This is a genomic window from Flavobacterium sp. (assembly GCF_049318325.1).
Classification (GTDB): domain Bacteria; phylum Bacteroidota; class Bacteroidia; order Flavobacteriales; family Flavobacteriaceae; genus Flavobacterium.
Map to the genome: position 1 here is coordinate 1 of NZ_JBMOGQ010000058.1, position 13,071 is coordinate 13,071.

The 13,071-nt window shown below is 32.9% G+C and carries 12 protein-coding genes, 1 tRNA gene and 1 pseudogene; 12 read left to right on the forward strand and 2 right to left on the reverse strand.

Annotated elements, in window-relative coordinates; translation table 11 throughout:
* The 12 genes and pseudogenes from ACOYLP_RS06750 to ACOYLP_RS06805 form a co-directional block, all read left to right on the forward strand.
* A pseudogene (locus ACOYLP_RS06750) lies at positions 1–106 on the forward strand (6-carboxytetrahydropterin synthase); the annotation flags it as partial.
* On the forward strand, positions 106–555 hold the full coding sequence (locus ACOYLP_RS06755) for a peroxiredoxin (RefSeq protein WP_422855421.1): 450 nt from the start codon (positions 106–108) through the stop codon (positions 553–555). The pseudogene ACOYLP_RS06750 and the gene ACOYLP_RS06755, both read left to right, overlap by 1 nt.
* 20 nt (positions 556–575) lie before the next feature.
* Entirely contained in the window at positions 576–1,538 is a 963-nt protein-coding gene (locus ACOYLP_RS06760; protein ID WP_422855423.1) for a type I phosphomannose isomerase catalytic subunit, read from the forward strand.
* Between the two features lie 86 nt (positions 1,539–1,624).
* Complete coding sequence (locus ACOYLP_RS06765; RefSeq protein ID WP_422855424.1) at positions 1,625–1,891, forward strand: hypothetical protein; 267 nt, start codon at positions 1,625–1,627, stop codon at positions 1,889–1,891.
* A 67-nt stretch (positions 1,892–1,958) separates the two neighbouring features.
* Positions 1,959–2,035: transfer RNA gene (locus tag ACOYLP_RS06770), tRNA-Thr, on the forward strand.
* Positions 2,036–2,136: 101 nt separating this feature from the next.
* The gene (locus ACOYLP_RS06775; RefSeq protein ID WP_422855425.1) at positions 2,137–3,048 is read left to right on the forward strand and encodes a DMT family transporter; all 912 of its coding nucleotides are present in this window, start codon (positions 2,137–2,139) and stop codon (positions 3,046–3,048) included.
* Between the two features lie 4 nt (positions 3,049–3,052).
* On the forward strand, positions 3,053–3,655 hold the full coding sequence (locus ACOYLP_RS06780) for an alpha-ketoglutarate-dependent dioxygenase AlkB family protein (RefSeq protein WP_422855426.1): 603 nt from the start codon (positions 3,053–3,055) through the stop codon (positions 3,653–3,655).
* A gap of 35 nt (positions 3,656–3,690) precedes the next feature.
* Positions 3,691–4,515, forward strand: a complete 825-nt coding sequence (locus ACOYLP_RS06785) for a sterol desaturase family protein (RefSeq protein WP_422855427.1) — start codon at positions 3,691–3,693, stop codon at positions 4,513–4,515.
* A 104-nt stretch (positions 4,516–4,619) separates the two neighbouring features.
* On the forward strand, positions 4,620–4,892 hold the full coding sequence (locus ACOYLP_RS06790) for a TIGR03643 family protein (RefSeq protein WP_422855428.1): 273 nt from the start codon (positions 4,620–4,622) through the stop codon (positions 4,890–4,892).
* A gap of 145 nt (positions 4,893–5,037) precedes the next feature.
* Positions 5,038–6,951: a peptidase M61 gene (locus ACOYLP_RS06795; protein WP_422855429.1), complete on the forward strand. Its 1,914-nt coding sequence runs from the start codon at positions 5,038–5,040 to the stop codon at positions 6,949–6,951.
* Positions 6,952–7,067: 116 nt separating this feature from the next.
* Positions 7,068–7,781 carry a DUF4369 domain-containing protein gene (locus tag ACOYLP_RS06800; RefSeq protein WP_422855430.1) on the forward strand — a complete coding sequence of 238 codons (714 nt, stop codon included), beginning with the start codon at positions 7,068–7,070 and terminating at the stop codon, positions 7,779–7,781.
* A 27-nt stretch (positions 7,782–7,808) separates the two neighbouring features.
* Positions 7,809–9,998: a B12-binding domain-containing radical SAM protein gene (locus ACOYLP_RS06805; protein ID WP_422855431.1), complete on the forward strand. Its 2,190-nt coding sequence runs from the start codon at positions 7,809–7,811 to the stop codon at positions 9,996–9,998.
* 99 nt (positions 9,999–10,097) lie between these two features.
* On the opposite strand, the gene rimO is transcribed toward ACOYLP_RS06805, so the two are convergent.
* Both rimO and ACOYLP_RS06815 read right to left on the reverse strand, forming a co-directional pair.
* Positions 10,098–11,402, reverse strand: coding sequence for a 30S ribosomal protein S12 methylthiotransferase RimO (gene rimO, locus ACOYLP_RS06810; protein WP_422855432.1), 1,305 nt, complete (start codon positions 11,400–11,402; stop codon positions 10,098–10,100).
* Positions 11,403–11,521: 119 nt separating this feature from the next.
* Positions 11,522–13,036, reverse strand: a complete 1,515-nt coding sequence (locus tag ACOYLP_RS06815) for an OmpP1/FadL family transporter (RefSeq protein ID WP_422855433.1) — start codon at positions 13,034–13,036, stop codon at positions 11,522–11,524.
* Positions 13,037–13,071 lie beyond the last annotated feature (35 nt).

Below are 13,071 nucleotides of genomic sequence, written 5' to 3' on the forward strand. Positions count from 1 at the left end.
AGTTGTCATTTGGCAAAAGCTAAGAAAATACATTGATGCCAGTAAAGATTTAGAAATTGTCTTATATGAAACACCAAGAAATTTTGTAACCTACAACGGAAATTAATGGCGCTAAAAATTGGGGACAAAATCCCTACATTTACCTCGATAGATAGTAAAGGAGATTCTTTTGATATAATAGAATACATTGGAAAACCATTAGTAATTTATTTTTATCCGAAAGATGACACTCCCGGTTGCACTATCCAAGCCTGCACTTTTCGAGATAATTATGAAGATTTTAAAGCGCTTGGTGCTGAAGTAATTGGAATAAGCAGTGATAGTTTAAAATCACATCAAAAATTTGCATCACGTTATAAACTTCCATTTATACTGCTTTCAGATTTTGATAAAAAAATCAGAATACAATTTGGTGTACCTAATGATTTCTTGGGTTTGATTCCCGGCAGAGCTACTTATGTTATTGATAAAAAAGGAGTTGTTCAATTAATTTTTGATAGTACTTCGGCAAAAATACACATCGCAAAGGCGCTTGAAATTCTCAAAACTATGTAAGTTTGCTCAAAATGGCATCGATGAAATTATATCCGTTACAATTTGAACCCATTTTGAAAGAAAGAATTTGGGGCGGAACCAAATTAAAAACTTTTCTAAACAAACCCATAACATCTAATATTACAGGTGAAAGCTGGGAAATATCTACTTTAGAAAATAATGTTAGTGTTGTGGCTAATGGTGCATTGAAAGGAAAATCATTAAACGAATTGATTAACGAATTTCCCGAAACCATTTTGGGAACCAAAGTTTATGACCAATTTGGAAAACAATTCCCACTTCTTTTTAAGTATTTAGATGCTCGGGAAGATTTGTCTATTCAACTCCATCCCAACGACGAATTAGCCAAAAAACGTCACAATTCTTTTGGTAAAACCGAAATGTGGTATGTGATGCAAGCCGATACGGATGCCCAATTGATTGTAGGTTTCAAAGAAAAATCGTCACCTGAGGAGTATATTAAAAACTTGAATAACAAAACCCTACTCACTATTTTGGATACTAAAAAAGTAAAGCAAGGTGATGTTTTTATGTTAGATACAGGAACGATTCATGCTATAGGAGCCGGAATTGTGATTGCCGAAATTCAGCAATCTTCGGATATTACTTATCGTGTATATGATTTTGATAGAGTAGATGCCAATGGAAAAACACGAGAGCTGCATATCGATTTAGCTTTGGAAGCTTTGAATTATGAAAAGATTCAATCACAACGATTTTATTCTAAAACCGAAAACGTTGCCAACGAAATAGTTAATTGCAACTACTTTACAACTAATTTTATCCCGCTCGACGGAAACATAGAAATTCATAAAAACCAAATTTCATTTACCGTTTATATGTGTGTAGAAGGTAACTTTAAGCTGACGTTTGATAATGAAAGTTATAGTTATGAAAAAGGCGATACGGTTTTGATACCTGCAGCTATTACTGATTTTCAGCTTTCTGGAAAATCATCAATATTAGAAATTTATATTTCGTAGTTTGTTTTCTAAAGTTTTAGTGTAATTTTGCACAGACCCGAAGCCAAAGGCTGAACGGAATGAAATTAATTTTAAAAATAAAGAAAATGCCAAGTGTTAAAAATTTAAAGAAAGATATTAACTACGTTTTAGGTGATATTATTGAAGCTGTTTACATATACGAAATGACAACTACCGGAAAACCATCAGACAAAACTAACAACATCATTGATGAAGCTATTAAGTCATTTGACGGTTTGATAGAAAAAGTTAATGCTAAAAAAGTAGAAAATAAAAAAGCGCATTTCAAGCAAATTAATGCAGATTTAGAACAAACTGCAAATCAATTAGTTGAAAAAATCAACGCACTTTAATAGAAAAAAGTTCGCAAATATTTTGGAGAATTAATTTTCACTTATATATTTGCAAAACTATTACGCCGCCAGCGTAGCTCAGTTGGCTAGAGCAGCTGATTTGTAATCAGCAGGTCGTGGGTTCGAGTCCCTCCGCCGGCTCCAAAATAAACCGTTTCGTTAAACCGAAGCGGTTTTGTTTTTTAAATTATCTTCCTTTAAAACTATTTCAATTCTATATCTTTATCGGCTTTAAAAATTAAATCATGTTTGGAAATAAAGTATTAAAAGGAGTTTTACTTGTTGGGTTAGGTGCTACAAGCTACGGTATGCTTGCTACTTTTGTAAAATTAGCTTATGCTGATACAAGTTCTCAAGGACTCCATTATACTCCCGCAGAAGTAATTACCGCTCAGTTTGTAATTGGTATTTTTTTAATATTTCTTATAAATTTATTTCAAAAGAATAGAAAAGGAAATAAAGTGGTAAAAGCATCTTCAACAGATATAAAGAAATTGATGTTATTAGGTACTTCAACTGGATTGACAAGTATTTTTTATTATTTAACTGTAAAATATGTTCCTGTTTCTATTGGAATTGTTTTGTTAATGCAAACTGTTTGGATGGGAGTATTTCTTGAAATGTTAATAGAAAAAAAAGCTCCATCACCAATTAAAATACTTTCAGTAGTTATTGTTTTATTCGGGACAGCTTTAGCAACTAATTTTTTTTTAAGCAAAGTAGAACTTAATTGGAAAGGAGTCGTTTTAGGACTTTTAGCTGCAGTATCATTCACTACGACAATGTTTGTCGCAAATAAAGTAGCAACATCGATATCCTCGGCTCAAAGAAGTTTATATATGCTGTTGGGTGGAGTAATTATCGTTTTTATATTTGCAATACTCACCCTGAATACCCCATTCAATTATGATATTTTTATAAAATGGGGCATTTTGATTGCCGTTTTTGGAACCGTAATTCCTCCGATGTTGCTTAATGCTGGTTTTCCATTAACAGGTATAGGTATTGGCAGTATTGTTTCCGCTTTAGAACTACCTGTTTCAGTTACCTTAGCTTTTATTGTACTTAATGAAACAGTTATCCTGTCTCAATGGATTGGAATTATATTAATAATTTTTGCCATTGTTTTAATGAATATAAATTTTAAAAAGAAATAAAATAGTGAATTCACTTTTTCCAAAAGAAAAAATCACTTTTAACATTCCGGATGCCGAAATCGAGTATTATCCAAATTTCTTTAAAAATGATAGGTCAGATGAACTTTTCGAGAAATTAAGAAATGAGATTCCCTGGCAACAAGACAATATTAAGGTCTATGGAAAAACACATCCGCAACCCAGATTAACGGCACTTTTTGGCAATGAAGGAAAGTCATACAGTTATTCCAATATTGTCATGCAACCGCATCATTGGAATCCGTTATTGGTATTTATTAAAAATGAAATCGAGGAAATTTGTCAGGAAAACTTCACTACCGTTTTACTCAATTATTACCGTGATGGTAAAGATAGCAATGGGTGGCATGCGGATAATGAAAAGGAATTAGGACGAAATCCGGTAATTGCTTCGGTCAGTTTTGGTGCCGAAAGGTATTTTCATTTGCAGCACAATACCATCAAAGAACAGAAATTAAAAATAAAGTTGGAACACGGAAGTTTACTGATTATGAAAGGTTCGACACAGCATTTTTGGAAACATCAAATTCCGAAAACAACTTCAGTAATTAAATCGAGAATAAACCTCACTTTTCGAATTATCAAATAAGTAGTTTTATTATATTTGAACTAAATGCTCAAACTATGAACGAGATTATTAATTATTTTTCTACGATTCCATCTTCACACAGAGCTTTTATTTTGGCTGGTGGAATTGCTTTCTTTTGGTTGGTAGAAACTGCTGTTCCGTTGTTTAAATTCAATTATAATAAATGGCAACATGCCGGAATTAATATCTTTTTCACGGTTACCACAATTATTGTCAATTTTTGTTTGGCTTTAATTTTATTAAAAGCTGCTGATTGGACTACTGAAAGTCATTTCGGAATTTTAAATTGGTTGCCCCAATTTAATATATGTACATATACTATTGTCGGACTGCTTCTTTTAGATTTAATCGGAGCTTATCTGATTCATCTGATTGAACATAAAGTCAAATTTTTATGGCGTTTTCATTTGATACATCATACCGATACGTGGATTGATACCACTTCGGCCAATAGACATCATCCTGGCGAAAGTGTGCTACGGTTTATTTTTACAACGTTCGGAGTTTTGATTGTGGGTTGCCCGATGTGGATGGTTTTTTTATACCAAACTTTATCGGTTGTGGCTACACAATTTAATCATGCTAATATTACTTTACCAAAGAAACTAGACATGATTTTAAGCTGTTTTATTGTTTCTCCCGATATGCATAAGGTACATCATCATTACGTTTTGCCTTATACCGATAGTAATTACGGAAATATTTTTTCTATATGGGACAGGTTGTTTGGCACCTTTAAAACTCTAGACAGAGAGAAATTAATTTATGGCGTTGACACTCACATGAAACCTGAAGAAAATAACAAACTATCCAATCTGTTGACAATTCCTTTTCAAAAAAGACGTTCTCCTAATTCTTAATTAAAAAAAAGACATTGATGTTTGTAAACTAATTATTTTTTTTATTAATATTGAAATACGAATTAATCATTTAACATACTTATTATTTAAATGCTTTTACAGAAATGAAAAAAAGTAGACTAATTGAACTTGACAATGAAGAATTAGAAAGAGTTGTCAGCATGGCGCAAGAGGAAAGAAAGCCTTTCGAAGTAATTAAAGAAGAATTTGGACTTACTGAAAATGAAGTTACCGAATTAATGCGCAAACGATTATCCAAAGATAAATTTGAGCTTTGGAAAAAGAAAGCAACAGGAAGTAAGCCAAAACCTAAGCCTATTATTGATGATTTTGATGATTTGGACAGTAAGTACTATATCAAAAATAAATTTGACTAAAAATTGAACTCTTGTTTTTGCAAGAGTTTTTTAATTAATTCAAACGCACATCCTTTTACTATTTAGTTAATCATATCAAAAAAAATAAAATCTTTTATAACTAATAATTACTTTTGAGGACTCATCTTAAAAATAAATTTTCACAATGAACAAACTAATAGTAACTGCCTTTTTTGCTTTAATTGTTTCCGGCTATACGGTAACAGCACAAATGAAATCCACGGTAAATAAAGTACCAGTAAAAGAAGAAGTAAAAAAGGATGTAAATTTAAATCAGGTCAATGTCATTATTGATTTAAATAAAGTAAAAGACGATAAGGTAAGTGTAACCATTACCCCGCCAAAGTTTACTTCAAACGAAATCATTTATCACTTTCCAAAAACAGTTCCAGGAACCTATTCTTCTGATAATTATGGAAAACTTATTGATGAATTAAAAGCATTTGATAAAAATGGGAAAGAATTAGCCACTTCAAAAACTGATACAAATTCTTGGAAAATATCAAATGCTAAATCACTTGTAAAAGTTACTTATTATGTAAATGACACTTTTGATTCAGAATCTGGAAAAGGCTTTGGGAAAGAGGATATATTTTCACCTGCAGGAACAAACATTCTGGAAGGGAAAAACTTTATGGTGAATAATCATGGTTTTGTGGGTTATTTTGAAGACAAAATCCAATTAACCGAAATTCCATATAATCTTACCATTCTACATCCGGCAGCTCTTCAAGGTGCCACTTCTCTGATAGATATTGATAAAAGCGATACAGTAGATACATTTATGGCAAGCCGTTATTTTGATTTGACTGATAATCCTATTATGTATGCTAAAGCTGATATAGAAACTTTCTACGTAGATGATATGGAGATTGTTTTTAGTGTTTATTCTCCAAATGGCGTGCATACTGCAAAAGATTTATTGCCTGAGTTACAAAAAACAATGCGAGCTCAGAAGGCTTTTTTGGGTTCTATAAATGCCAATAAGAGATATACCGTTTTATTGTATTTATCAGATATGGCTAAAAACGACGCTAAAGGTTTTGGAGCTCTAGAACATCATACTTCAACTACGGTAGTTTTTCCGGAAGCAATGGATGTAGAAGCATTAGGTGAGCAGTTAAAAGATGTAGTATCGCATGAGTTTTTTCACACCTTAACTCCGTTGAGTGTTCATTCTAAAGAAATTCAGTATTTTGATTACACTAACCCAAAAATGTCAAAACATTTATGGATGTATGAAGGAGTTACCGAATATTTCGCCAATTTATTTCAGGTAAATCAAGGATTAATTACCGCTGACGAGTTTTACGAAAGAATGTCTGGCAAAATAAATAATGCTTCAACTTTAAATGATACCATGTCGTTTACCGAAATGAGCGCTAATGTTTTGATTGAACCTTATAAAGATCAATATTTAAATGTTTACGAAAAAGGAGCTTTAATAGCAATGTGTATTGATATAATAATTCGAGAAAAAAGTGCTGGACAAAAAGGAATTTTAAGTATGATGAAAGATTTATCAAATCTGTATGGTATAGATAAACCTTTTGATGATGAGGAACTTTTTGCTAAAATTACTAAGTTGACTTATCCAGAAGTAGGTGAGTTTTTAAATACCCATGTTGCCGGAAAAACACCAATTCCGTATGAAGTATATTTTACTAAAATGGGTGTTTCCAAAGCAAAAGTGCAGGTGTCGGCAAATCCGTTCCTGAAAGATAAATCAGTGCCATTCATAACCGTAAATCCTTCAACAAAAGAAATTATTGTTCTTCCTGGGACAAAATTGAACAGTTTTATGACTAATTTGGGATTAAAAGGAGGCGATATTTTAGTGTCATTTAATGACAAAGCGTATAATCTAGACAACATTTATGATTTAATAATGATAAGTCAAAGTTGGGAAATCGATGATGCTATCAGTGTTACAATAGAAAGAGACGGAGTAGAGCAAATAATCAAAGGAAAAGTAAAATTAGATTTTGATGAAGAGGAAGGATGTAAGTTTACAGATGAATCAAAAAAAGCTTTAAATAATTATTGGTTAAAGGGGTAATTAACATCGTTCTGTTCTGCTTTTTAGCCTCTGGTCAAAATAAATTCGCTATTAAATCCTCAATTTGTAAATCAGATTGAGGATTTTTTTTAGTAGTATTGCAAAAATTAGTAATCATGCGTAAATCAATAATAGGGCTGTTATCAATAGTAGTTTTCGCTTCTTGTTCCGAAAAGAAATCAACTAAAAACTTTGTTTTAACCGGAGATATTAAAGGCTTAAAAAAAGGAACTTTATACATTCAAAGAATAAATGATACAGTTCTTGTTCCTATTGATACGATAAAAATTAACGGCGATTCTCATTTTACCAGTGAGTTTGATATACAATCCCCAGAAATGCTGTATTTGTTTTTAGACCGTGGCGTAAGCAATTCAGTTGATAACAACATTTCATTCTTTGCAGAAAAAGGGAATATGGATATTCAAACATCTTTAGATTTTTTTACCGCCGATGTAAAAATAACAGGTTCCAAAAACCAGGCGCTATATGACGAATACAAAAAAGTCGTTTCCAGATTTGTTGATCAGGATTTAGATTTGATAGAAAAACGAATCAATGCTTTAAAGAATAATAAAATAGAAGAGGCGGCCAGAATTGAAGAAGAACAAAAAGGAATTCAAAAAAGAAAATATCTCTATACGACCAATTTTGCAGTCAATCACGCTGATTATGAAGTTGCTCCCTATGTGGCTTTGGCAGAGATTTATGACATCAATTTAAAGTATATGGATACCATCCAAAAATCAATGACACCAAAGGTTGCCAAATCCTTATACGGAAAAAAATTAAACGATTTTATTGCTGCAAGAAAACGGGAAGAGAAATAACGTATTTTTGTTTGTTATCTAACACAAATGAAAGACCTACTTTTAATTACGCCACTGTTTACGCAGTTAAACACACCTTATCCGGCAACGGCCTATTTAAAAGGTTTTCTAAATACAAAAAGCATAACTGCCTTTCAAATGGATTTGGGTATAGAGGTGATTTTAAATCTCTTTTCAAAAGAAGGGCTTACCAGTATTTTTTCTACTGACAACCGTCAACCGAAAACTGAAAACCTTAAACGAATCTATTCATTACGACAAGATTATATCAATACTATTGACGCAGTAATTGCCTTTCTTCAAGGAAAAAATCAAACATTGGCAAGGCAAATCTGTGCGGGTAACTTCCTTCCAGAGGCTTCTCGTTTTCAACAGTTAGACGATATGGAATGGGCGTTTGGTTCGATGGGAATACAGGATAAAGCGAAACATTTAGCTACACTCTATCTTGAAGATTTATCGGATTATATCAAAGAAGCGATTGATGAAAACTTTGGTTTTAGCCGTTATGCTGAACGATTGGGTAGAAGCGCTAATTCATTTGATGAACTATATTCTAATCTGCAAAGCGAGTTTACGTATATTGATGGTATTACTCTTCCTATTTTAGAAGAAAGACTGAAAGAAGTACAGCCTAAGTTAGTTTTAATTTCTGTTCCATTTCCGGGTAATTTATATAGTGCTTTTCGTTGTGCGCAATTCATTAAAAAGCATTATCCCAAAATAAAAACAGCTATGGGCGGTGGTTTTCCAAATACGGAACTTCGCGACTTAAAAGAGAAACGTGTTTTTGAATTCTTTGATTTCATCACGCTAGACGATGGTGAATTGCCTGTCGAATTGCTTTACTACAATGTTTGTCAACCTGAACTAAGTGAAGAATCTCTTTATAAAAGAACATTCCTCATAGAAAACAATGTGGTGGTTTATAAAAATAACACCATCCGCCATGATTACAAACAAAGTGATGTTGGCACACCCGATTATTCCGATTTGCTTTTGGATGATTATATTTCAGTTATCGAAATTGCCAACCCCATGCATAGTTTGTGGAGTGATGGCCGTTGGAACAAGCTAACGATGGCACATGGTTGTTATTGGGGAAAATGTACTTTTTGTGATATATCTTTAGATTATATAAAACTCTATGAGCCCATAGCAGCTAAAACTTTGGTCGACAGAATGGAGGAAATCGTTGCTCAAACAGGAGAAACTGGTTTTCATTTTGTTGATGAAGCGGCACCGCCTGCATTGATGCGCGAAGTAGCTTTGGAAATACTGCGAAGAAAACTAACGGTTTCGTGGTGGACGAATATTCGTTTCGAGAAAAGTTTTACTTCTGATTTGAGTTTGTTGCTCAAAGCTTCAGGTTGTATTGCTGTTTCTGGTGGATTAGAAGTAGCCTCAGACCGATTGTTAGAACTAATTCAAAAAGGTGTGACTGTAGAACAAGTCGCGCAAGTCACCCGCAATTTTACCGAAGCCGGAATCATGGTGCATGCTTATTTGATGTATGGTTACCCTACACAAACGGTTCAGGAAACGATTGATAGTTTAGAAATGGTGCGTCAAATGTTTGAGTTAGGTATACTGCAGTCGGGTTTTTGGCATCAGTTTGCTATGACTGCTCACAGTCCGGTTGGAATGATTCCTTCAGCGTTTGGTGTAATTCCTGAAATGAAAGATATTACTTTTGCAAACAACGATATACAATTTAAAGACATAACCGGAATCAATCATGATAAATTTAGTTTTGGATTAAAGAAATCGCTGTTCAACTTTATGCACGGCATCTGTTTTGAGTACGATCTTCAGGATTGGTTCGATTTTAAAATTCCGAACACTACCATTCCTTCCGATTATATTGTTTCCTGTCTGGAAAATGAAAATACTTTAGCGATGAAACCTTCAGCAAAAATAATCTGGATAGGAGGAAAGCCCGTAACTCAGACTTTTACAAAATCTAAAAAAGGCATCACTTGGGAAATGATGCGATTGACTTTTCACGATAAAAGGGAAACGATAGACATTTCAATAGAGTCAGCCAAAGCGAATTGGTTGGTGAAATCACTTGATTTACTTTCTGTAAACAATGACAAGACGATAACTTATGCACAACTCAAAACCGATTTTGAAAATATATTTGAAGATTTTGAATTGTTTTGGTTTTCAAAACCAGTTAAATCCTTGAGAGAATATGGATTATTGGTAATTTAATTTATTAATAACTTGTATATTCAACATAAAAAACCATCTGCAAATAGTTATAAAATAAAGACTTATAGTAAAAATATTGTTTGTAAAAATTAGTTTTTGCTATTGATTAGGTTCACCATAAAGGTCAAACTCTGTAGCTTCAATAATCTTTACATTGATGAAATCACCGGTTTTCACATAGAATTTTGAAGCATCTATTAGCACTTCATTATCCACATCTGGACTGTCAAATTCAGTTCTTCCGATAAAGTATTGCCCCTCTTTTCTATCGATAATGCATTTGAAAGTCTGTCCTACTTTTTCCTGATTCAAATCCCATGAGATTTGCGATTGTAAATCCATTATTTCGGCAGCACGGGCTTGTTTCACTTCTTCGGGAACATTATCTTCCAATAAATAGGCATGGGTATTCTCTTCGTGAGAATAAGTAAAACAACCTAAACGTTCAAACTTCATTTCTTGAACCCAGTCACGCATAATTTCAAAATCTTCCTTAGTTTCTCCAGGATAACCAACAATCAAAGTTGTTCTGATGGTCATACCAGGAACGGCTGCCCGGAAATCTTTTAATAATTTAGTTGTCTTTTCTTTGGTAGTTCCGCGACGCATCGATTTCAAAATGTTATTCGAAATATGTTGCAACGGAATATCAATGTAATTACAGATTTTTGGTTCCCGTTTCATTAATTCCAATACATCCATAGGAAAACCAGTAGGGAAGGCATAATGCAAACGAATCCATTCGATGCCTTCAACTTTTACTAAGTTTTCCAGCAGTTCCGCTAGGTTTCTTTTTTTGTATAAATCCAAACCATAGTAAGTCAAATCTTGAGCGATAAGAATCAGTTCTTTTACGCCATTTTGGGCTAAACCTTCCGCTTCTTTTACTAATTTCTCAATAGTTTGAGATACGTGTTTTCCACGCATAATTGGAATGGCACAAAAACTGCAAGGTCGGTCGCAACCTTCAGCAATTTTCAAATAGGCATAATTTTTTGGAGTCGTGGTTAAACGTTCTCCTAATAATTCGTGTTTATAATCAGCGCCAAGTGCTTTTAACAAAAGTGGTAAATCAGTTGTGCCAAAATATTGATCCACATTTGGTATTTCTTTTTCTAAGTCTGGGCGATATCTTTCGGACAAGCAGCCTGTAACAAAAACTTTGTCTACGATACCATTTTCTTTTTTGTCAACGTATTCAAGAATTGTATTTATCGATTCTTCTTTGGCATTATTAATGAAGCCACAAGTATTGATTACTACAATATTACCATCTTGTTCGTATACCACATCTTTTCCACTTGCTTTTAATTGTCCCATCAAAACTTCGCTATCGTAAGTGTTTTTGGAACATCCAAGTGTAATAACATTGATTTTATTTTTCTTTAATGATTTTGTTCTCATAGACATAATCCCGATTGTGCGGAAAGCGTGCAAAATTAAGCTTTTTATTTCGAATTAAATTGTTAAAATAAAAAACCACCTCGAGAAGAAGTGGTTTAGTATGATATGGTAAATGAAAATTAGAAATTCATTGAATAACTTATAGTTACATTATTGTTATATCGGCTAACTCTTGCAGGATCTGTAAGGCCTGAAGATAGAAAGGTATAATTAAAATTTCGATGTTCATATGAGTAGGCTAAGTCAATTCTACTATCTCCAAAAGTATATCCTAAACCACCTGAATATCCGGTTAAGTCGCCAAAATTTTGATCAACTTTATAAGGACTTTCATCAAAACGATAACCTGCTCTAAAACTAAATTCTTTGTATTTGTATTCACCGCCTAAACGAACTTCAATAGCATCATTAAGTGCATTACTCATAAATGAGTTTAATCCGGTATAATCATTCAGAGGTCTAAATTTTGTATTGCTGTAGTCTTTAGTAGAAACGTCAGCACTAACTAGTGCTCTTTTTCCAAATATATAAACAACACTTCCTGTCAATTTTCCAGGAGTTTGAATTGTATATGGTCGATAAATCATCGTAATACCTGGATTAAAATTTATCGGATTATTTGTTGAACAATCTGGGCAATTAGCAAATATAGCTTGTCGTTGTTCGTCAACTAATCTATACCAAGTTGGTGATTGATAGGCTAAACCAACACGAAGACTTTCAGTTGCTTTAGCAATGGCCCCAAGGTTGAAAGAAATACCGTTACCAAACGTATGAGTTTCGGTATCAAACTGAACAGACTGTAAACCAGTTGTTGTGTCAATAGTATTATAGGATTCAAAAACTGAGGTAGTTTTTACAATATCTGTAAAGTGATAATTTAAATTTATACCTAAAAACAATTTGTCTTTATATGCTGTAGCAAAGTTTGCTGTAAATTTAGCATCATACCCTGTACTTATGGTAAAATTATCTTGGAAATAATCACCATTTGTTGGAACATTAGTAACGTATGTTGTATTTTGTGGTGTATTGTTAACAGGATTAAACATGTAAGCTTGATATCCCAGAAAAGCTTGTTGATCTATAAAGTTTAAATCTTCAAAAAAAGCATTCTCTAGTGTTTGTAATGTAATTCCACCTTCTTGAGGTAAACCGTTGGAAAATCTTAAAAAATACTTGTCTATAGAATTATAAGGATTAATTCCAGCTGAATAAATTCTATTGTTAAAATTGTTGTTGTTTTCGTAGTTAAGTGTCACTGTGATTTTTTTCCAATCATTTTTTGGATTATTATCTTTAAAGACAAAAACAACACCAGCTTGATTTATGTCTAAAGAATTATCGTTCTCACTTTTAGTTGTTCCAAAGTAACGAGAGGTATTTTTGGTGTTATAACTAGAACCAGTAAAAGTTGCAAAGTTATTGGCAAAGAAAATGGAACCAGCAGGATTTTGGTTGATAGCTGATAAATCACCACCAACAGCTCCAAAAGCACCACTCATTCCTCTAAATCTTGCGGAGCCAGTTAAGTTTTCTTCAGCATATCTGAGGGCATCTTCTGGTGTTGTTTCCTGACCTCTTAATGCTGAAAAAGTTAGTCCAGCAATAATAATTGTAATATATTTTTTCATGGTATTTTTATTTTTTATTCAAAAAAATATCTATG

Coding starts and splice junctions, on each gene's coding strand:
- ACOYLP_RS06800 (WP_422855430.1), top strand. CDS start 7,068: ATGCGTAAATCAATAATAGGGCTGTTATCAATAGTAGTTTTCGCTTCT.
- ACOYLP_RS06790 (WP_422855428.1), top strand. CDS start 4,620: ATGAAAAAAAGTAGACTAATTGAACTTGACAATGAAGAATTAGAAAGA.
- ACOYLP_RS06785 (WP_422855427.1), top strand. CDS start 3,691: ATGAACGAGATTATTAATTATTTTTCTACGATTCCATCTTCACACAGA.
- rimO (WP_422855432.1), bottom strand. CDS start 11,402: ATGAGAACAAAATCATTAAAGAAAAATAAAATCAATGTTATTACACTT.
- ACOYLP_RS06755 (WP_422855421.1), top strand. CDS start 106: ATGGCGCTAAAAATTGGGGACAAAATCCCTACATTTACCTCGATAGAT.
- ACOYLP_RS06805 (WP_422855431.1), top strand. CDS start 7,809: ATGAAAGACCTACTTTTAATTACGCCACTGTTTACGCAGTTAAACACA.
- ACOYLP_RS06765 (WP_422855424.1), top strand. CDS start 1,625: ATGCCAAGTGTTAAAAATTTAAAGAAAGATATTAACTACGTTTTAGGT.
- ACOYLP_RS06775 (WP_422855425.1), top strand. CDS start 2,137: ATGTTTGGAAATAAAGTATTAAAAGGAGTTTTACTTGTTGGGTTAGGT.
- ACOYLP_RS06815 (WP_422855433.1), bottom strand. CDS start 13,036: ATGAAAAAATATATTACAATTATTATTGCTGGACTAACTTTTTCAGCA.
- ACOYLP_RS06795 (WP_422855429.1), top strand. CDS start 5,038: ATGAACAAACTAATAGTAACTGCCTTTTTTGCTTTAATTGTTTCCGGC.
- ACOYLP_RS06760 (WP_422855423.1), top strand. CDS start 576: ATGAAATTATATCCGTTACAATTTGAACCCATTTTGAAAGAAAGAATT.